The sequence below is a fragment of the Paenisporosarcina sp. P4_B8 genome (assembly GCF_056402175.1).
In genome coordinates this window covers 41,035-59,519 of record NZ_JBFUHX010000006.1, presented here as the reverse complement: position 1 = coordinate 59,519, position 18,485 = coordinate 41,035, and the positions used below count along the sequence as shown (strand labels likewise).

General features: G+C 35.4%; 24 protein-coding genes and 2 pseudogenes. 4 read left to right on the top strand and 22 right to left on the bottom strand.

Annotated elements, in window-relative coordinates:
• Positions 1-219 precede the first annotated feature (219 nt).
• The 12 genes from AC1DSK_RS07645 to AC1DSK_RS07590 all read right to left on the bottom strand — a co-directional run bounded on the left by AC1DSK_RS07645 (position 220) and on the right by AC1DSK_RS07590 (position 7,853).
• Positions 220-777: a GNAT family N-acetyltransferase gene (locus AC1DSK_RS07645; RefSeq protein ID WP_477547387.1), complete on the bottom strand. Its 558-nt coding sequence runs from the start codon at positions 775-777 to the stop codon at positions 220-222.
• 109 nt (positions 778-886) lie between these two features.
• Entirely contained in the window at positions 887-1,324 is a 438-nt protein-coding gene (locus tag AC1DSK_RS07640) for a GNAT family N-acetyltransferase (protein ID WP_477547386.1), read from the bottom strand.
• Between the two features lie 63 nt (positions 1,325-1,387).
• A complete protein-coding gene (locus AC1DSK_RS07635) occupies positions 1,388-1,744 on the bottom strand; it encodes a cupin domain-containing protein (protein ID WP_342542984.1) in 357 nt (118 codons plus the stop codon).
• 60 nt (positions 1,745-1,804) lie between these two features.
• Complete coding sequence (locus AC1DSK_RS07630; RefSeq protein WP_477547385.1) at positions 1,805-2,233, bottom strand: GNAT family N-acetyltransferase; 429 nt, start codon at positions 2,231-2,233, stop codon at positions 1,805-1,807.
• Positions 2,234-2,284: 51 nt separating this feature from the next.
• Positions 2,285-2,638 (bottom strand): VOC family protein, encoded by a 354-nt coding sequence (locus AC1DSK_RS07625; RefSeq protein WP_342542982.1) that lies wholly within the window; start codon positions 2,636-2,638, stop codon positions 2,285-2,287.
• 295 nt (positions 2,639-2,933) lie between these two features.
• Positions 2,934-3,890, bottom strand: a complete 957-nt coding sequence (locus AC1DSK_RS07620) for an ABC transporter permease (protein WP_477547384.1) — start codon at positions 3,888-3,890, stop codon at positions 2,934-2,936.
• Entirely contained in the window at positions 3,883-4,803 is a 921-nt protein-coding gene (locus tag AC1DSK_RS07615; protein ID WP_477547383.1) for an ABC transporter ATP-binding protein, read from the bottom strand. Before AC1DSK_RS07615 ends, AC1DSK_RS07620 begins: the two co-directional genes overlap by 8 nt.
• Before the next feature lie 35 nt (positions 4,804-4,838).
• Entirely contained in the window at positions 4,839-5,009 is a 171-nt protein-coding gene (locus tag AC1DSK_RS07610) for a Fe3+ hydroxamate ABC transporter substrate-binding protein (RefSeq protein ID WP_477547382.1), read from the bottom strand.
• A 411-nt stretch (positions 5,010-5,420) separates the two neighbouring features.
• A complete protein-coding gene (locus tag AC1DSK_RS07605; protein WP_477547381.1) occupies positions 5,421-6,155 on the bottom strand; it encodes a M48 family metallopeptidase in 735 nt (244 codons plus the stop codon).
• 13 nt (positions 6,156-6,168) lie between these two features.
• The gene (locus tag AC1DSK_RS07600) at positions 6,169-6,651 is read right to left on the bottom strand and encodes a stage II sporulation protein M (protein ID WP_477547380.1); all 483 of its coding nucleotides are present in this window, start codon (positions 6,649-6,651) and stop codon (positions 6,169-6,171) included.
• A 14-nt stretch (positions 6,652-6,665) separates the two neighbouring features.
• Positions 6,666-7,241: a hypothetical protein gene (locus AC1DSK_RS07595; protein ID WP_477598148.1), complete on the bottom strand. Its 576-nt coding sequence runs from the start codon at positions 7,239-7,241 to the stop codon at positions 6,666-6,668.
• 339 nt (positions 7,242-7,580) lie between these two features.
• Entirely contained in the window at positions 7,581-7,853 is a 273-nt protein-coding gene (locus AC1DSK_RS07590; RefSeq protein WP_477547378.1) for a hypothetical protein, read from the bottom strand.
• 364 nt (positions 7,854-8,217) lie between these two features.
• On the opposite strand from AC1DSK_RS07590, the gene AC1DSK_RS07585 reads away from it, so the two are divergent.
• Positions 8,218-8,517: a hypothetical protein gene (locus tag AC1DSK_RS07585; RefSeq protein WP_477547377.1), complete on the top strand. Its 300-nt coding sequence runs from the start codon at positions 8,218-8,220 to the stop codon at positions 8,515-8,517.
• Between the two features lie 572 nt (positions 8,518-9,089).
• Entirely contained in the window at positions 9,090-9,428 is a 339-nt protein-coding gene (locus AC1DSK_RS07580) for a hypothetical protein (RefSeq protein WP_477547376.1), read from the top strand.
• A gap of 146 nt (positions 9,429-9,574) precedes the next feature.
• Here the strand turns inward: AC1DSK_RS07580 and AC1DSK_RS07575 are convergent.
• The 3 genes and pseudogenes from AC1DSK_RS07575 to AC1DSK_RS07565 form a co-directional block, all read right to left on the bottom strand.
• Positions 9,575-11,037 (bottom strand): annotated as a pseudogene (locus AC1DSK_RS07575) (amidase family protein).
• 52 nt (positions 11,038-11,089) lie between these two features.
• Entirely contained in the window at positions 11,090-11,431 is a 342-nt protein-coding gene (locus AC1DSK_RS07570) for a hypothetical protein (protein WP_477598146.1), read from the bottom strand.
• A 126-nt stretch (positions 11,432-11,557) separates the two neighbouring features.
• Complete coding sequence (locus tag AC1DSK_RS07565; protein WP_477547374.1) at positions 11,558-12,859, bottom strand: MFS transporter; 1,302 nt, start codon at positions 12,857-12,859, stop codon at positions 11,558-11,560.
• Between the two features lie 192 nt (positions 12,860-13,051).
• Here AC1DSK_RS07565 and AC1DSK_RS07560 point away from each other — a divergent pair, with 192 nt between their 5' ends.
• Positions 13,052-13,513, top strand: a complete 462-nt coding sequence (locus tag AC1DSK_RS07560) for a GNAT family N-acetyltransferase (protein ID WP_477547373.1) — start codon at positions 13,052-13,054, stop codon at positions 13,511-13,513.
• Between the two features lie 234 nt (positions 13,514-13,747).
• Here the strand turns inward: AC1DSK_RS07560 and AC1DSK_RS07555 are convergent, their stop codons facing one another.
• The 3 genes from AC1DSK_RS07555 to AC1DSK_RS07545 form a co-directional block, all read right to left on the bottom strand.
• Positions 13,748-14,263, bottom strand: a complete 516-nt coding sequence (locus AC1DSK_RS07555; RefSeq protein WP_477547372.1) for a hypothetical protein — start codon at positions 14,261-14,263, stop codon at positions 13,748-13,750.
• Between the two features lie 108 nt (positions 14,264-14,371).
• Positions 14,372-14,902, bottom strand: coding sequence for a DUF3916 domain-containing protein (locus AC1DSK_RS07550; protein WP_477547371.1), 531 nt, complete (start codon positions 14,900-14,902; stop codon positions 14,372-14,374).
• Between the two features lie 53 nt (positions 14,903-14,955).
• Complete coding sequence (locus AC1DSK_RS07545; RefSeq protein WP_477547370.1) at positions 14,956-15,456, bottom strand: hypothetical protein; 501 nt, start codon at positions 15,454-15,456, stop codon at positions 14,956-14,958.
• Between the two features lie 85 nt (positions 15,457-15,541).
• Between AC1DSK_RS07545 and AC1DSK_RS07540 the strand changes: the two genes are divergently transcribed.
• On the top strand, positions 15,542-16,144 hold the full coding sequence (locus AC1DSK_RS07540; protein ID WP_477547369.1) for a vWA domain-containing protein: 603 nt from the start codon (positions 15,542-15,544) through the stop codon (positions 16,142-16,144).
• 98 nt (positions 16,145-16,242) lie between these two features.
• On the opposite strand, the gene AC1DSK_RS07535 is transcribed toward AC1DSK_RS07540, so the two are convergent.
• The 4 genes and pseudogenes from AC1DSK_RS07535 to AC1DSK_RS07520 form a co-directional block, all read right to left on the bottom strand.
• Positions 16,243-16,617: a VOC family protein gene (locus AC1DSK_RS07535; protein WP_477547471.1), complete on the bottom strand. Its 375-nt coding sequence runs from the start codon at positions 16,615-16,617 to the stop codon at positions 16,243-16,245.
• Positions 16,618-16,962: 345 nt separating this feature from the next.
• Positions 16,963-17,286: pseudogene (locus tag AC1DSK_RS07530) on the bottom strand (VOC family protein); the annotation flags it as partial.
• Between the two features lie 175 nt (positions 17,287-17,461).
• A complete protein-coding gene (locus AC1DSK_RS07525; RefSeq protein ID WP_477547470.1) occupies positions 17,462-17,863 on the bottom strand; it encodes a GNAT family N-acetyltransferase in 402 nt (133 codons plus the stop codon).
• A 126-nt stretch (positions 17,864-17,989) separates the two neighbouring features.
• A complete protein-coding gene (locus tag AC1DSK_RS07520; RefSeq protein ID WP_477547368.1) occupies positions 17,990-18,481 on the bottom strand; it encodes a DinB family protein in 492 nt (163 codons plus the stop codon).
• Between the last annotated feature and the right edge of the window lie 4 nt (positions 18,482-18,485).

Below are 18,485 nucleotides of genomic sequence, written 5' to 3'. Positions count from 1 at the left end.
ATAAAAAGAGGAGATAAAGGAGGGACATTCGAGGATATAAAACTTCCAGGAGACTTTAAAAGTTATAGACATTAGTTCTCTTTTATATGGTATGGATATATTTCTTTAAAACGTTTGTGGAGGACATGACGGAAAGCATTGGGACATAATTGACGAAAAATGATACTTCAACACCCTCCAGGATTCTATTCTATTCAATTCTTAATTTAATTCCCCATCTTAATAGAGATAACCTAGAAAATCTATATCGCCTTCAGTCCATTCATTCATACCAATTTTCTTAATCATCAATTCACTAATTTCTTCATAGCCTATTCCCAGCATAGTTTGATTTCTATCATCGATTTTCAACCATTTACATTTGTTCTTAACAGATTTGTAGCCGTTCTTTAAATACAATGTTTGATTGTCGGCAAATAAAATTATAAAATCAATATCCTTCCCTACACAGTACTTATCGATTTCTAATAGTAAAAGTGAAGCTATTCCTTTTGCACGGGATTCCTGTGAAACACATAAATCAATTATCCCAAGCACTTTTATAAGTTTTCCATTAAGATTCATAACTCGGTAATCTAACCCAACTTGTGCAAGAAGGTGTTTATCCTCGTTAAAGGCTAAGAATCTAAAATGAGGCACTTGTTTAAAATAAATTCTATTGTTTGGATAAATACCCTGAAAACTCTCAGTCAATAACTCTTGAATCTTCTCAGTTATTTCGTTATCAATCTCGCACTCTATGACCTTTTTTATCTTCAAATTTTCTTCATTTTTCATCGTAATTAACAATCCTTTCTTGAACTATCCTTCTTTTAGATGTTTTATCAATCCAATTTGTTTTGCTTTCCTAACTTTTAATTTGCCGCACTCGTTGGTTTGATTACTATTAAACTGAAAAATAATAAAAACAATTTGACTCTTTTATAAATCCGATTTTTTCGTAAAGCCTTTGTGCTGTAATGTTTTCCTTACCTGTCTCAAGCGAAACTCCTTTTGCACCTGTTTCCTCTGCAAAATGAATTGCCTTCTTTATTAAATTCTCAGCAAATCCCTTTTTACGAGCATTTTCTTTCACATATAAATCATTTAACACCCATGACCGCTGCATACTAACTGATGAAAATGTTGGATATAGCTGAACAAAACCAACAGGATTATTCTCATCAAATGCTATAAAAACTACTGACTCTTCGTTAATCAACCTTTCTCTCAAAAACTCTCTTGCACCTTCCAGATTAGACGTTTGTTCATAGAACAATCTGTATAAATCAAATAGTTCTGTTAGCGACTCAAGCTCGTTTAATGTTGCTTTTTGAATTCTCATTTATGTCTACCTCCATTATCGTTCAACGATTTTGATGTAAAACACCCGTTAGCAAAACTATAACTATTTCTTTAATGGCATATATAAAGAAGGATTTAATTCTGTACTTTCAATTACAATAGCAGTTAATCCATCATTTGATTTCGTTTCGTGCCACTCATCTTTCTCCCAAAATACAGCATCTCCAGATTGGACTTTAAAGTATTCTTCTTTATCATTACGAACAGTACCTTCTCCGGATAAGATTAACAAGAGTTGAGGAACTACCGCTTGGTGATAGCCTACAATACCATTCTTGTCTAAATGCATACAACCAATGTTAGTTGTCTTATCAGTTTGAATAATACGAGACATAATAAAATCTGAGTTGAATTTTGAAATCTGCTTACCACTTTCTTTATTAAATTGATAAAACTCCATTATGTACCTCCGATGACTACGAAAAATATTACTTTTTGTAGCTTTTCATATCGCCTACTATTAAATATTCAAATCCTTTTTTAAATAATAATGCGTGAATTCTCTGCCCACATTATCAATACTTCCGAATACTTGATAACCGTTTTTTTTATAGAAATCTAACGCCTGAAAACTTAATGTATCTACCTTGATGAAATCGCATTTTTTCTCTAATGCGATTTGCTCGACTTCCATCAATAGCTTGGAGCCATACCCGAATTTCCGAGTTTCTTCATCAACTAATAAAGTGTGGATTTCTAACCAATTCCAGCACGCTTCACCTAATAAACCACCACGAACAAGACCATTTTCATCTTTAAGAAATAAATTGATTTGTTCGTACCGCCCTCTTAAATCCTCTGGAAAATGAGCCAAGTTAAATTTATATAGCTCATTATTAATGTGATTTTTGTCGTCATTATTTAATTCTCTTGTGATTTGAAAACTCATTATTTATTACTTCCTTCAATTTATTAGGACTAATTATCGTAAAATGATTCGTTAACACTTACAAATCATTAAATGATTTCCATCAGGATCTTTAAAATTGAAATAGTGATTATGTTCGATATCACTTGTTAACTCAACTTGATTTTTCTTCATGTATTGAAAAGCTTCTTCTATATTTTCTGTATTGAGATGGAATACAGGGTTTTTAAATATATTTTCTTCTGAGAAAATTTTGCTATCTAATACAATGCCTGTACCATTCATAGGTATTACATAAATATGACCGAACTGAATTTCTCCATCTGCTGGTACACCTAATATGTCACAATACCAATCTCGAGCTTGTTCTATGTTACTTACTGGAATAAAGACCGTTCCAATTTGATTTAGAATAGGACTATTCAATGTAACACCTCCATATTTAATTTCAACAGAATCGGCAGTACTGAGCAGGTAAGAGAGGAAGAGCACCAAGTAAACATTATTAGAGAATTTACCCAGAAAGAATACAATACTTATGTCGAGAACGCACGTTACCTACAAGGTACGTAGACGAAATTACTCTTCCATATTTCCTTCATAGCAGAAATATTAGCGGCTATTCCTTTAGTTATCCATTAAAGAAGGACTTAAATCAATAACATTCTATTGATTATGAAAAGGAGAAGCATTTATATGCTCCTCCTTTTATACTAAATATTTATGATCCTGCAATGTCTCGCTTAGTAAAAGCGGACCATGACGCACCTAAAAATATAGCTAAGTAGATAAACAAAATGATAATAGAGAATGTCATGGTCATCCCTTCAATTATAGGTTGGGAACCGTTTAAATATTGACGTAAATTAGTGTTAGCAAATAGGATATATTTTGCCCACTCATATTGCGAAATAAAGATAACTATTGAATTACCAGTCATCATTAAGAAAATCGCCAAACCGATTGCCATACCACTGCTTCTGAAAATTGCAGAAATCGCAAATGCAAATGTCGCCATCATAATAAGCGTAATCATACTTAACCCATATTCTAGTAGGATTTCAGTTGTTACATTTTTCGGGAAAAATCCGTTCGGTTGTTCTTGCACGATCGTCGGGGATATTCCATTAAGACCGAATAAAAGTGCACCAACACCCCAAGAGAATAGAAGTAAAGAAACTAAAAGAGTTAAGGCAAACAATAAAACAGATACATACTTCGATAATAAAATAATTGTACGTGATATCGGTCGTATCAGTAGGAGTTTTATTGTTCCCCACTTAAATTCATTTGAGACAATACCTGCGGCAACAATTATCGTAAATAAACTGATGATGGATGTGAAGAAAGCATGGTCCAAAACATATTGCCAGCCGTCATAGGGTTGAGGTTTAATATCGCTTTCTAAATAATAGTTATTCTTTTCAATCTGTTTGGGATTAGATACTTTAGCAAACTCGTCTTCCTCCATCTCAGTTGACAAGGCTCTATTTTCTTCTTGAAGTTCTGTTTTCCAGTCTTCACTATATTCCGTCATCTTGACATTTGTATCCATAAATTTATTAACTAGGCCACCAGCCAAAGAAATTACCGCTAATAAGGCTATCATCACCCAAGTAGATTTTTTTGCATACAATTTTATTTGTTCGTTCCAAACAAGATTCATAAAATTACTCAATGGTATTTTCTCCTATCAAGTCAAAGAATTTATCTTCCAACGTGGATTGAAGGACACGTACACCAAAAACATTAATATCCTGACTAAGTAATTTTTTTAGAATTTGAGGTATTTCTTCTTTTTTTATAGACAAGATGACTTCTTTCTTATTTACAGTGACTTCGTTTTCCAATTGTGTTTCTAAATAAAGTTTGGCTTGTTCCAATGGTTCTGCCTCGATATATATGCTTTTTAAGTCATTTCCCTTTTTGGAATTTCTTACAGAATTAATAGCAATCATTTCTCCATTTTTAATGACACCAATCCTATCACACATCAACTCGATTTCTGATAACAGATGACTGGAAACTATGACGGCTACATTTTCTTGTTCAGCTAAATTCCGTATGTATTGACGAATTTCCTTTATTCCAGAAGGATCCAATCCATTGGTCGGTTCATCCAAAATCAGGATGGAAGGGCGGTGAAGCAAGGCTTGAGCAATGCCTAGTCTCTGACGCATACCTAGTGAATACCTGCCGGTTTTTTCATGAATCGCCTCTTCCAATCCAACAAGCGATACGACTGCTTTGATTCGTCTTTCTGAAATTCCACCAATCATCCGAGCGTATTGCTGAAGATTTTTCCAGCCACTTAAAAAAGGATACATTTCAGGATTTTCCACAATTGCTCCTACGTGCTGAATAGCACCTTTAAAATCACTTTTGATACTTTTCCCCTCAATCAAAACATCACCTTCTGTAATGTCCATCAAGCCAACCATCATACGAATAGTCGTAGTTTTTCCAGCGCCATTCGGACCGATAAATCCAAATACTTCTCCGGCATTTATTGAGAAATTTAAACCTTTAATAATAGATTTATTTCTAATAGTTTTCTTCAGATTTATTAATTGCATAGCTGATGTTACCAAAAAAGCACCCCCATAGATTTTTCTATTTAGAATAATTAAATTGATTTTTGGTTAAAACAATTTTCACAAATGAATTTTCCTTCATTCATCAAGAAAGCTTTAATTTCAGTAAAACCTCTCTTGGGAAAACGAATTTTCATGAAAACTTGGTCATCTTCTTTGATTTCTTTATGACAATTCATACACTTAGGTTTTTCTCCAAACATTTGATTTTCAACTCCCTTTATTAAATATCCGAAAAAAATTTCCAATTAAACGAGAGCCATGCACCAAGTAGAAATTAAAGCTTCTGGATACGGAACTCGACATAAATTCTTTTATTATGATGTAAAAAATCCCTTTCGCTAGAGAAATTCATTATTAGCGATAATTAGCCAGGTTCCCAAATCAGCTAATAGTTTTGATTTCATTTTCAGATAATTTTTTTCTGGATTATATCTTAAAAACTAATAGTAAATTAGTATACTCAACAAACGATGCAATGAAGGTGTCCGCAATATTCTGTAGAAAGATAAAATAACTAAAATAAATTACCTTTACTTTTGGCGGAATACAAGAAAAATCGGAAGGATTTGCTGGAGGGATAGGTAAAATTCCAAATAAATCGTATCTACGAATTACGCGTTTTCTGCGATTTTTTTTATTCTTCTTTTAACAGATGGATGAGTTTCTAACATACTAATTTTATTCTCTTTTATGCTATGTATTCCTTTGAGGTGGTTTAAGGTTGATATAGCGATTTCCTTACCTACAATACCTGCAGCATATATATCCGCTTTAAATTCATTTCTTCGTAAAAGACTATAATGTAAAAATAAAGTAGTAATATATAGAGAAGAACATAAAAATATTGTTATGGCCAATGAATAATTAATGGTAAGGGAAGATAAATTTAGTATTATTATAGGGGCGAGAACCATAGCAAAAAAAACTGAGATAAAACTTTTTATTAAATGATTATCTTTAATATGAAAAGTTTCATGAGAAATTATAAATTCTATTTGAGAATCATTTAATTTTTCCACAATATTTTCTCCCAGTACTATTACTGGATTATTCCATCCATATAATACAATTGCATTATCAGTAAAGATATTAGTGGCTAGATAAACATCTACAACCTTTCCATCTATATTAATTTTTTTGCTGTATTCATCACTTTTTGCTTTCCAAATTTTAAGTTTTATTGTTGTTACTATAGGCAGAATTATATTAAACATTAAAAATAACAACGATCCGTTAAAGATATAGTGAAGCGTAGTATCATGTATAAGATTTATTTCAATATTATTAGTTTTAACAAATAGCATAAGTAAGAAAAAAATCACTGCAAAAATTCTTAAATAAAGCATTATTTACACCCCTTTAACTAGTAAATACAATTGGACTTATGAAAGTTTCTAAAAATGCTGCTAATACAATTAAGGTGATGCCAAACAATAAAATTTTAAATCCTCTTCTTTTATTATTCACAAAATCCTCATATCCATTAAATGCTATAGCTGCGGCGATAAAAAAACCAATTAGCTCAGGAATTCCATGAATTAAAATAGCAATTATATTTACGAATAATTCTTTCTCTGGTATTCCGGACAACATGAAACCTAATATACTTCCGTTGAATATTAGATTTATTATAGTAGGAATCTTAAATAAGATTATTCCTGATAGTAAGATTATAAAAACTATTAAATTTCGTTTCATAATAAAAAATGTAGTTCCTAATCTATCAGGATTGGGGGTACTATCAATTTTTTCTAAATTTAAATTAATTAATTCTCCTACTGATATCCCTAGAATTAGACCTACTATGTACAGTATAACAGTTATTGTAAAATTCCTTTTCATCCCCATTGAAGCACCTATTTAACCACTAGATTCATTATTGAAAAAATAGCAAAAACTAAGAAGATGATATAAAAAGTTATTATAGATTTTTGATAATAGCTTTTATAGAGAAATGCTAACATAATGTAACTTATTATTTGAAAAGGTGATAATTGTATAAGCAATTCGCTAATAAATCCTTCACTTTTATTAGCAACTCCTGCAAAGGTAATATACCCTTTTTCCGAGTAACCCAGAATAAGAGTTAAAATGAAATTTATTAATGTTCCTATAAATAAAGGTAAGTATGAGAACGTGGCAATCTTTAGAATCTCTTTTTTATAATCGAGAGATTTTATAACTTGAATCATCGCAGTTACCATTAATACTATAAAAAATGAACCTATTGTAAAAAGTGGAGCTATACCAGCTATAATTAAGGTAATAATAGATGTTAGAACTTTAACGCTTTCTATACTGTCTTGGAAAACGTAAATTTCGTCCATATATAGGTTGTTAGTTGTATAGGCCATCAATACATGTACTAGTAATAATGATAATAAAATTAAATAAGTTTGTTTTAAAGATAAATTATTAATGGATAAATTCACTATAGTTTTCTCCTATATAAATTACTTGTATTTAAATTCATAAATGTGAAAAAGTGTAACTTTATAACCCGGCGTCTTTTATATTCTTCGAATTCTCAATTTGTAGAACCACACTAAATATAAACTCAATTCTGAAAATTTATTCTTTACTAAAACAAACCGCAATGGAATAAGAATTTTTACAACTTTGTTTTTTATTCGAATTATGGAATTCAGTGAAAGGTAAATCATTAACCTTATGCTTTAGTATAAGGTGATATCTATCGTTATTATAAACACCTATCCCAATTTAAAAATTGAGGTAGGTGTTTTATAATGCTGCAATTTTATGATTCTTTCTTATAACGCACCAACACTTAAAGCTACGATAGCTGCTGCAAGAGCTGGAGCAATCGTTACTCCAAGGAAACTTAACAAATAAGCTTGCACTCCATAAACTGTCCCGATTGTTGTTAGCGAATCACCTACATAATTAGGAACATTATAGCCAGCTCTTTGTAGGACCATAACAATCTCTGCAGGTGAAAATACATTGATAATTGAAAGCATTAATCCACCAACAATTAGAGCGATTACCACTTTATTCAGATCATTTCTCATTACTGTACTCATATTTAATCACCTCCCCTTAAAATTACTTTAACAGGAAAATTTGTTAAATAATAGTTAAAGTTTTGTTTTTTTTTTCCATTATCATTTAAAATTATTCACGAATAATGAATTATTAACTTCTACGGTTTATGAATGACTATGTTTCCATGAAATAAACTCTTACTTAATTCTGGGTATAAGCCCTAGCTTGTCACTTATTATTGATCATAGTGGGCTGTGAAGCTTTTTTATTTAATCTATTATTTTGGCGCGTTTTCATAATAATTGTATAATTTTTCATTAACTTATAAAAATGGTATTTTTTTCTTGTTATGCTATTATACAATGATTAAGATAGATTAATAAAAATTGAGGAGGAAGTATGATGAAGGTACTTATTACTGCAACATTAACCGCAACATTGTTGTCAGGAGCTTTGACTAATGACACCGAAGCAGCATCAAACAAGGCTAATTCTTTAACTCCAGCCGAATCAACGATTGGAATGTACTCTATTCCGAATGATGGAAGTGTGGTTATACATGGACATGGTATTATACAGATTTCTAGTTTAAATGATGGATGGTATGAAAAATGGTATAAGTATACAGATGGTGCAGGCACTCATTACATGGTTAAAACATACGATTCTAATGGAAATTTAAAAAGAACTAGATATATCTAAAATTCCCTCTAGTACAATAGTTTTTATCTCCCATTAAAATGGTAACACTATTATTTTTGAAAAATAGTTCTTTTTGTTGGGAAACAAAAACTAAAATACCCTATTTATTGATAGATTTTAACAAAAGTTTCCCAACTGAGTGGAAATAAAAAAAGAGAAATCCTAATATATGGATTTCTCATTTCAGGCTGTAGACAAAAATCTTTCCAGTTGGTTCATAAGGGACAGATTTTTGTGATTTTATAGTGGAGTTAGGCAGTGGCAAACCTCTTGGAGGTGGTAATTAGGTTGTTTGTGAACTATCCCAAGTCCCCATCGTCATTTACTTAAAGTAAATGGCAGCAAAGTAAATATCGCTTGCATAAACAATTTTGTAAAATCTCTTTAAAATTTTCTAACATATTCCATGATTCTCTTTCGTATTCGCAAAAAAACGTTCAATTGCTACTTTGGGCTTTGTTTTTAATTTGGCTCTTCGAAAAACCAAGTAGATCACCTGAGTAAACAGCATTTCAAAGCGTCGTACATAATTAGATAGGAAAACATAATTAGATTAGGGAGGAATATATACTATGAATAAAGAAGCAGTAAACATATTTATTCCGAAGAATTTCGAAGATGAGATGGAGGTTCTTACGACTATATTCAACCCTACAAATGATATTGGACTCGCAATTGCCGGGGAAAACTTGCACCCATCTTCAAAGTGTCCGATAGTAAGAATATTTATGTTAGAAACTGTAAATCAAGGTTGGGCTTTTAAAGAAGAACTTCAGTCTTTTGCCTTTTCAAATTATGATGAAGCACAATCTTTCCTGGAAAACCTTCCTGAAATGTCTGCGCTGGAAATGCTCATTATTCTAAACGGTCAAAAGGATTTGAGGGAAACTGATGTAGGTTTTCTTTGTTAGTTCACAGTCAACTACAACAAGCAATGACATCTTACCGCACAAAATTAAGAACATAAACGTACGGCCTCATAAAGACATCCAGTAATTCCGTGGGCGTCTTTTTTGTTTTGGGAACTATCTTGGCATGATTTAATTCTTTGAAATCGTTACTTCGGTGGTTTCCGATGTTTAGTAGCTTGTTCAAAAGCATAAGCGAGTTTGATTAGTATCCCTTCACTAAAAGCAGCACCAGCAAAAGTAATACCAAATGGCTTACCACTTTCCATGTATCCAGCAGGAATAGCAATAGACGGATACCCAGCTTTTGCACATATTGTGGAACCAATATAAGAAGGGAAAATGATTGCATCAAGGTCATATTTTTTCAAAGTAAAATCAATACCCATGTCCTGCGAAAAATACAAATCTTCCAATTTCGCATTCAAATATTCAGGATTTCTTAGCGTGTTGGGTATGGCCTCTCGATATTCCAACTTATCTTGACCATATTTTAACGCCCTCTGTTCATGCTGTTTATTGAATTGGATTAGTTCTGTGAAAGAATGAACTGGAACATAGGATGGTAACTGGGATAAATAATTTCCTAAACTATGCTTTAGTTCATATATAGATACTTCCCAACTCCATTCCCGATGGTAGGAAGGAATTTCGATATCCTCGATGACTTCTGCGCCTTCGCCACGTAAGGTTTGAAGTACATTGATAAATAGAGTTTTATCATATTCTCCTGATTGAAGGTAATCGTCAGAAGCATTATTGAATACGCCGATTCTGGCACCTTTTAATCCATTGGAATCCAAATAGATCGTATAATCCTGGAGTGAAATACCTTCACTTTTATATGTAGCTGGATCGCCTTTATCGAAACCTGTTAAGGAACCTAATAAGATAGCAGCGTCAGTAACCGTTCTTGCAAAAGGTCCGGCTGTATCCTGTGAATATGTAAACGGAATAATCCCTGTGCGACTGATTAAACCTACTGTTGGTTTAATTCCAACAACAGAGTTATGAATTGCAGGACTCAGAATGGAAGCATCTGTTTCAGTGCCGACAGACAATACGGTGAAATTTGCAGCAACGGCAACGGCTGATCCTGAACTTGATCCACCAACAAAAAGGTTCGCATCGCCATATGGATTTAATACTTGTCCGCCTCTGGAGCTATAGCCTGCCCACATTTCATTCGACATGCCATTAGCCAGTTCTGTCATATTTGCCTTACCTAGGATGACTGCACCTGCTTCACGGAGTTTTTGAACAAGGAACGCGTCTTTCATTGCAATATTATTTTCTAGTGCAAGTGTTCCTGCACTGGTATGCATGGAATCACTTGTTTCAATATTGTCTTTAAGAAAAACTGGGATACCATGTAAGGCCCCCTCGTTCCTTTTGTTTTTCTTTCATAATCCATTGCTTCTGCAATAAATATTGCATCCGGATTTATTTCAAGGATAGAATTTATTTTTGGACCGTCCTGGTCATATTTGGCTATTCTTTGAAGGTAATACATAACCATCTCTTTTGAGGTTATTTCACCGTTTTCTAAAGCGACCTGTATCTCATTGATTGTTAATTCTTCTTTAAAAAAATCCTTAAACTTAATTTCCATGTTATGCTCCTTTTTCAAAACCTTTTAGATTTAATGAAAGGCGATCAATAATTTAATTATTGATTACCACTGTTGTTTTTTTGACAGATGAAAGCTTGAATAACCCCAACAATAAAAACAACATACTTACTGCCCATAAAGCTCCCGCAATTCCTAGAAGCAGAGAGATTTCTTCGGATGCCATTGGATGAGTTATATCAAAAGTAATCGCCTTTAGTGCTTGGCTTACGGCCGAACTAAAAAACACAAAAAAACCAAGTACCAATGCATACGCCGCTCTGAATGGTTTTCGTTCTTTTGAGAATAACAATCTCAATACCACAATAAACGCGATACCCATTACGATTGAAAACCCAGCGACTAACATACCCATTGTTTCCTGTTCCATTGGCATGTCGCTCCACTCTCCAAAGATTAAATTTTCACTTTATTTATTTTAACATAAATTTACAGAGCCATTGGTTGATTTTCAATAAGAAAAAGGGAGTTCAATTCATTTACGAATTGAACTCCCTTTTTCTTATTTTGTGTGATTACGTGACCAGATAACAACTGGAATGAGCAGTAATGAGAGAAAGCCTCCAACAAGTGACAGAGTGGAGTAACTAGTTAGTGCCACAAACATTCCGGAAAAGCCTCCGCCAGTTGCCCCTGCTAATGCTACCAAAACATCCACTTTCCCTTGAGTCTTTGCACGAGCGGTTGGGTGAGTTGAATCCACGATTAACGCTGTGCCACAGATCAATCCAAAGTTCCAACCAAGACCTAGGAGAACTAGTGCAATGATAAGTACTAGCATAGAATCGGCGGGTGCAACAGCCGCTACAATTGCGGCAGCCATTAACGTGGCACCAGCAGCGATGGTCATGACCATTCTTCCAAACTTGTCAACGAGAACTCCGGTCACCAAGGAGGGCAGATACATGGCCGCAACATGAAGGCCAATGACCATTCCGACTTCATCCAATCCATGTCCGTGATGCCTCATATGTACGGTAGTCATGGTCATAATAGCAACCATAACCATTTGGGTTATGACCATGACGGTTGCTCCAAGAACGATTCCTCGATTGTTGTTTGTTAATGTGTGGGAAGTCGTATCAACAAGATTACTCACGTTCTTTATCTGCGCATCTGCAATTGCGTTTGATACGACGAGCGGATCAGGACGAAGGTAAACTAAAAGTACCAGACCTGCAACAATATACGTTGCGGCTGCTAAAATGAACGGACCCGACAGTGCAGGGACACCAAGTGACGTAGCAAACTTACCCATGACACCGACCAAGTTCGGACCCGCAACTGCACCGAGTGTTGTGGAAACCATGGCAATGCTGATTGCAGTTCCCCTCTGTTTGGAAGTTGCCAGGTCAGTACCCGCATAACGTGCCTGTAGATTGGTAGCAGTGCCGAAACCGTAGATCAGCAAGGAAGCAAAAAGCAGATAGATGTTGTTAGTTAATGCTGCAATCACCACACCAATTGCCCCAATACCACCTGCAAGGAATCCAGTCGCGAGTCCAAAACGGCGCCCATAGCGTTGAGAAAGTCTCCCTACCACCAGTGCAGCCCCAGCGGAACCTAGTGTAAACAATGCGACAGGAACTCCTGCAAAACTATCTGTTCCTAGCATATCCTGTGCAAGGAGTGCTCCGACTGTTATTCCCGCAGCTAGACCTGCCCCTCCGAATATTTGCGAAATGACGACAATCCATAAAGTCCTTCGATATAGCTGTTGTTGTTTTTCTGGAGAATCTATATAACTCTTTATCCAATCAGATTGATTGTTGTTGACTCCTGAATCATCAGGTTTTGGCGACATGGGTTTGTCCTCTTTTCTTAAGATACATCTCTATGAAGTTACTGAATCTTGTATTGTTTATCAAAATAATTATATGCTCTAGATTTCAGAAAAGAAATTCATTATTCCCAACAGCAGCTAAATAGATGGCTACATCTAGTTTTAGTATATAATTTAATGCATCAAGTACCTGTTGGTAAGGAGCTAGTTATAATGAAAATAAGAAATGCTAAATTATCGGATGAACCTACAATCTCTGAATGGTTACAAAATGATACAGATTGTTTTTATGCAACAGGTGAAGACGTCTATTCTGCGGATATGTATTGTAGCTGGCATGAAGCTCCTGACCAATTTGGCTACATTTTAATGGAGGAAAAACAGCCTGTAGCTTATGGAGAAATTTGGGTAGATGTTGAAGAGCAGGACTTGGAACTGGCTCACTTGATTGTCCACCCTTCCTATCGCAACAAAGGAATCGGAAAACAACTTGTGCGAATGCTTCAGAAGGAATGTCTAGCCTATGATTACCCATGGGTTTTTTTAAGAATCGAGCCTGAAAATAGCCGTGCACAAAAATGCTACACAGGCGCAGGATTTATAGAAGATTTGAGTCTACGTACAACATTCAATTCAAGATGGATTTGGATGAAAGCTAAAAACGTTGAAGCATAAGGAAAAGCAGTTAGGAAAGTATCTCCTAACTGCTTTTTTGTGGTTGATTTCAAAACCACAGTAAATATGGTGTGATTTATGATGGCACGCAATCAATTTCTAAACCAGGTAGACAGTTTGGCCTTCCAGGTAGACAGAATTCCTCTCCAGGTTGTACAAAAATAGGTTATCCGTACTTTAAAACAAGGAAGTGAGGTCGTGAACACTTTGAAAAGCTATAATTCGAAGTACATGCTAAATATCCGTCAACACGACCAACGTTTCCAACACATGCTCAAGAAAATCCTCTAGCTCCCCCATATGCTCTTCATTGATTTTATGATTAAATGCCACTTCAATTTTGTTCAAGTAACTTGACGCTTCCTGTCCATACTCAAAACTCAATATTTGTTTTACTTTTTGGTCTGGTTCCCATATACCATGCAAAGCTTGCTCGATCTTCATGCATTGCTCGGATACTTGTTGAACACGTTTATGAAATCTTAATACGAGGGAACACCCTGGGCTTGTATCAGGCTTCTCCAAAATCTCCGCAGCTAACTCTTCCAAAGAAGCTTCTAAAACAATTTCCGCTGTCACTTCTGGTTGACCTGCCAATGTAAATTGGATGGCAAAATATCTGCCCATAACGGAGAAATCCATTTGATCGACCCGGTTTGTAATGTCAATTTTTCGTTCGATCGTATCCAGATCGTACACCTGATTTTCAAATGCGACTTTTAAGTTCTCGAAAACGGTTGGATCATACATATGGACACCTCCGAGTTTTATGATGTGTAGTTAAAGATTCTGATTTCTGTTCTGCAATTTCAGCAGATGTTGATACTGCCAAATACGTTCATTGGTCTTTGATATTCATCAGTTTACGTTTCCAATAAACCAAATGGAGTCCCCTTCAAAAGATCCATCATTTCCCTCGAATCCTTTAACTTCTAATCCATCAGGTATATGCAGACCCCATTCATTTTGAAGATACTGGACATTAGTAGAGGGTGAGAATACTTTATTGAATTCGCCGTTATGATTTAATCCTGCATAAAAACTTTCTAATCCTGCTTGAGTGTAACCCACCATAACTAAGACTCGATATAAATCTGGTATCGGTAGAAAACAGATGATTCTATATTCCTTTTCTTTTTCTGTTTTCAAATCATGCAATGCTTTAACAAAGTTAATAATCATTTGTAAGAACTCTCTTTTTTGGGATTTAGGAAACTTACTGTAATCCCCAAAATCTTCGTATATATCATCAAAACTATAGGATCTACATCCTAGATACGAAGGGCTTAAGTCTGGTGGGACTGGTAGCGATTGTGACCATTCTTCAATATTGTTTCTAAAATTACGGAACTTCCTTGTTTTTCCACGCACTTTCTTTTCTCTTAACATCTTTAATGAAACACCTCTATTTTCTGTCTTACTTCTTAAGCAGTATCAATCCCCTATAACGTTTTCTGAGTGAAATGGTCTAACGCTACATTGACCGAATACATGTCGTGAATACTATTTTCCAGACAGTACTGGATGACTAGATCAAAGACATTGCTATCTGATAATGAGTATCCTGCAGCACTCAAAAGCTCTTCAGTGTCATCGCTATCGAGCTGCAATGCCAAAGCAAGCGAAATGGTTGTATTTTTACTTGGACGATAGTCAGGATTGGAGCGAATCTTCGAAAACAGTTTGCGATCGATTCCCGCTTTTTTGTAAATATCGACATCACTCACTCCAGCATGATCAATGAAGCGAAATAACACTTGATTCAATGTAGGCTTGCGATGATTTTTTATATAGTCCTCCAAATCAATCGTGATATTTTCCGATTGTCGGCAGTACTCCAAATCCACTTGAGACTCTAATGTCATGGTCATTATCTCGTTATGTAAGTGATTCTGTATGTACTCTGCTAATTCATTCAAAATGTGCTGATTGAGCAAAAACATCCGCCTCCTAAAATGTCGCTTTGCAGGCGACCAAATCATTTTAAAAACTGGTTATGATTATCTTACCAACAAACGAAAGAGGATGATGACTTTGAATAACAATCGTACAGAAATTATTTTCTTGCTTGATCGAAGTGGCTCGATGTCTGGACTAGAAAAAGATACAATCGGAGGGTTCAATTCCTTTATTGAAAAGCAGTGTGAACTTGATGGTGAAGTCTCCCTTACGACAGTCCTGTTTGACCACGAATATGAAATTTTGTGGAACGGCATTAATGCAGCTGGTGCAAAGCTAACTAGTGATGATTATTATGTAAGAGGTTCAACTGCCTTGCTTGATGCAGTCGGGAAAACCATTTTGGATGTGGACCGCAGATTATCCAAAACATTAGACGAGCTTAAACCGGGCAAAGTCATATTCGTCATTACAACAGACGGAATGGAAAATGCAAGCCGTGAATTTACGCATGAAAAAGTGAAAAAGCTAATTAAACACCAGGAAGAGAAACAGAAATGGGAGTTCATTTTCATCGGAGCCAACATGGATGCCGCAAAAGAAGCAAGCACCATCGGCATTCAAGCAGAAAATGCATTTGATTTCGTTGCATCTGAGGATGGTGTTGAGTCCATGTATAAAATGGTAAATGAGAATATTTCGATGAGAAGAATGGGTAATAGCAATCGATAGGTATTAGACATGGAAAAGACAAAGCAGTTAGGACGATATCTCCTAACTGCTTTGTCTGCTATTCAGGATTGGACATACCTTTAAAGGTGTAGCTGTTGCTACAACCCTGTCGAGCAAAACAAGACAACCCGCCACCCATCCGGATCTGCAATTGTAATGCTATCGTCTTGCCAATAAGGATTCTCCGCTTCAACCTCCGGGTATCCCATCTTTTCTAATCTCTTAGCAACATCGGTAATTACATCCCAATTCGGTAAATAAAGAACAAGTAAATTGTCTTTAGTTGGTGCTGGGCATGGGGTCCCTGATACATGACTCGTAAACTCCAAGTGATAGTTTTTGTCGGGAAGCCCGAACATCACCCCGTCATATCCGTCATGGTCCCAAAACTCTCCTACTCTTTTGAGACCCAACCCTGCTTCATAAAACTCTACTATTCTATCAAGTTGATCCGTTGGTCTGGCGATTCTCATCTGCACCACGGGAAGGCTATTAGACCAAGGACATTTCACTTTAATCGTATAAGGCAAATCTGAATGTTTCAATACTTGATAATGATCGCCTTCAACTTCCACTATTAATGGATGAATCGTAGCTGGTCGGTTTGTCGGATACCAATGCCGGCCTTCTTTCACCAACACAAAACTCCCAAAATCATCACCATAAAAACTAAAGTTGGCTGATTCAGTTTGATTTACATTTTTAATCGGTGACAAGACATCTCTCATGCCCTTCACATCTGCACAAGGAAGCCCGACTTCACAAACATCGTACCAACCTTCACCTTCAAGAATTTCGCGCTCAAGGATCTCCACAATATTCCCGTCAGGATCAGTAAAGTAAACTTGTTTCCCATTCCAATACCCGCTCAATTCCCCTTCAGAATTAGGCAAAATCTTGACGTTACATTTTTTCAATTTCTTAAACATGTATTCATAGAAAGGTAAACTGGTTCTTAATGCAAAGTGGTACAGAGGAGCCTTTACATTGGGAGATTGCTGAAATGTAATAAGCGTATTTCCGGCTCTTACAGTAAAGAAGCTTTGATTTTCTCTTACAATTGACATCTCCAAAGTTTCCGTATAAAACTTTTTCATTTCGTGAATGTTCACGGTTTCAAATACGATTTTTAGAATCTTCATTCTCAACACCTCAAATGTATTGTACAAAATCACTTATCCGAACCATATGTACATAAGGATGAAAGAATGCTACGGCTTTTGGATGATGACAAAGTGAGAAAGGTTTTAAGTTATATCAAGTGATTTTATCAACTGGCTTTTGAATCCTAAGTAATCAAATTCCGAGGTTGAAAAATTAAAGGGACATCTTTAAACCTTCATGGGTTGCTTTAAAGCCTAAACTTTCATAAAAACGTAAGGCATCTTCCCGCTTTTTATCCGTAGTGAGCTGAACCAAGTGACAACCTCGCTCTTTAGCACGTTGAATCCCAAAGCGAATTAGTTCGGTTCCGAGTCCTTTGCCACGTTCAGAAGAAGATGTTCTCACACCTTCAATCGTAGCCCGCCATCCACCTTGATGTGTAATATAAGGAGTAAATGTAATTTGTTGAACTCCGATAATTTCATCTCCGCGACAAGCTACCACCAACTCATTGTTAGGGTCAGCATTAATTGCCTCAAATGCTTTGAGATAGCTGTCTGGAAGTGGCCTCTCGTTCCGTTCTCGCTTGCTACCTAAAACATCATCAGCCAGCATTTCCACAATTCTCTCCAAATCTTGCTCTGCTGCAATTCTAAACTTTAGTTCTGTTCCCAAGAATATCCCTCCTTGTTAACCATCAATTTCTCCAAAGCAATTAGATCTTAGTGAAGCTAGATCTCTCTAACCTCTAGTTCCTAGCACATCTGTGTTTGGGGGTTCATACCCCATTTGACGCGCCATAGCTACGATCTGACCCTTGTGATGAAATTCATGAGTAATGACATGCATGAGCAGTTTAGCAGGCGTCATAGAAATGATCTCTCCTCCTACTCTCCAGGGAATCTCTCTTTCAATTGGCACATCCATGTGATTCGGGAATACTTCAAATACCTCATTTACAAACGAATCTACTTGATTAAAACAAACTTTTATTTCATTCAAACCTATTTCGACCAAATCTTCCTTTGCCGTAAGTGGCTTCTTCGTTTTTAATAAAATATAGGAACCTAACCAAGCATAATAACAGTCTGATATATGTACTAGTGAGTCTCTTATACTTTGAAAACCGAATCCATCCACTTGGCGAGTAAAATCATCTGGTTCTAGTTCACTACAAAAATCGAAAATGATTTCTCGAGTTTGTTTGACCCATTCATATTCAGTTTGATTCATTTCA

Bases quoted from the DNA above. Each gene is read 5' to 3' on its own strand.
- AC1DSK_RS07580 (WP_477547376.1), top strand. From the start codon at position 9,090: ATGAATAAAGAAGCAGTAAACATATTTATTCCGAAGAATTTCGAAGAT.
- AC1DSK_RS07645 (WP_477547387.1), bottom strand. From the start codon at position 777: ATGAAAAATGAAGAAAATTTGAAGATAAAAAAGGTCATAGAGTGCGAG.
- AC1DSK_RS07600 (WP_477547380.1), bottom strand. From the start codon at position 6,651: ATGAAAAGGAATTTTACAATAACTGTTATACTGTACATAGTAGGTCTA.
- AC1DSK_RS07590 (WP_477547378.1), bottom strand. From the start codon at position 7,853: ATGAGTACAGTAATGAGAAATGATCTGAATAAAGTGGTAATCGCTCTA.
- AC1DSK_RS07555 (WP_477547372.1), bottom strand. From the start codon at position 14,263: ATGTATGATCCAACCGTTTTCGAGAACTTAAAAGTCGCATTTGAAAAT.
- AC1DSK_RS07635 (WP_342542984.1), bottom strand. From the start codon at position 1,744: ATGGAGTTTTATCAATTTAATAAAGAAAGTGGTAAGCAGATTTCAAAA.
- AC1DSK_RS07605 (WP_477547381.1), bottom strand. From the start codon at position 6,155: ATGCTTTATTTAAGAATTTTTGCAGTGATTTTTTTCTTACTTATGCTA.
- AC1DSK_RS07610 (WP_477547382.1), bottom strand. From the start codon at position 5,009: ATGTTTGGAGAAAAACCTAAGTGTATGAATTGTCATAAAGAAATCAAA.
- AC1DSK_RS07640 (WP_477547386.1), bottom strand. From the start codon at position 1,324: ATGAGAATTCAAAAAGCAACATTAAACGAGCTTGAGTCGCTAACAGAA.
- AC1DSK_RS07585 (WP_477547377.1), top strand. From the start codon at position 8,218: ATGAAGGTACTTATTACTGCAACATTAACCGCAACATTGTTGTCAGGA.
- AC1DSK_RS07560 (WP_477547373.1), top strand. From the start codon at position 13,052: ATGAAAATAAGAAATGCTAAATTATCGGATGAACCTACAATCTCTGAA.
- AC1DSK_RS07520 (WP_477547368.1), bottom strand. From the start codon at position 18,481: ATGAATCAAACTGAATATGAATGGGTCAAACAAACTCGAGAAATCATT.
- AC1DSK_RS07540 (WP_477547369.1), top strand. From the start codon at position 15,542: ATGACTTTGAATAACAATCGTACAGAAATTATTTTCTTGCTTGATCGA.
- AC1DSK_RS07545 (WP_477547370.1), bottom strand. From the start codon at position 15,456: ATGTTTTTGCTCAATCAGCACATTTTGAATGAATTAGCAGAGTACATA.
- AC1DSK_RS07565 (WP_477547374.1), bottom strand. From the start codon at position 12,859: ATGTCGCCAAAACCTGATGATTCAGGAGTCAACAACAATCAATCTGAT.
- AC1DSK_RS07535 (WP_477547471.1), bottom strand. From the start codon at position 16,617: ATGAGAATCGCCAGACCAACGGATCAACTTGATAGAATAGTAGAGTTT.
- AC1DSK_RS07630 (WP_477547385.1), bottom strand. From the start codon at position 2,233: ATGAGTTTTCAAATCACAAGAGAATTAAATAATGACGACAAAAATCAC.
- AC1DSK_RS07550 (WP_477547371.1), bottom strand. From the start codon at position 14,902: ATGTTAAGAGAAAAGAAAGTGCGTGGAAAAACAAGGAAGTTCCGTAAT.
- AC1DSK_RS07570 (WP_477598146.1), bottom strand. From the start codon at position 11,431: ATGCCAATGGAACAGGAAACAATGGGTATGTTAGTCGCTGGGTTTTCA.
- AC1DSK_RS07525 (WP_477547470.1), bottom strand. From the start codon at position 17,863: ATGCTGGCTGATGATGTTTTAGGTAGCAAGCGAGAACGGAACGAGAGG.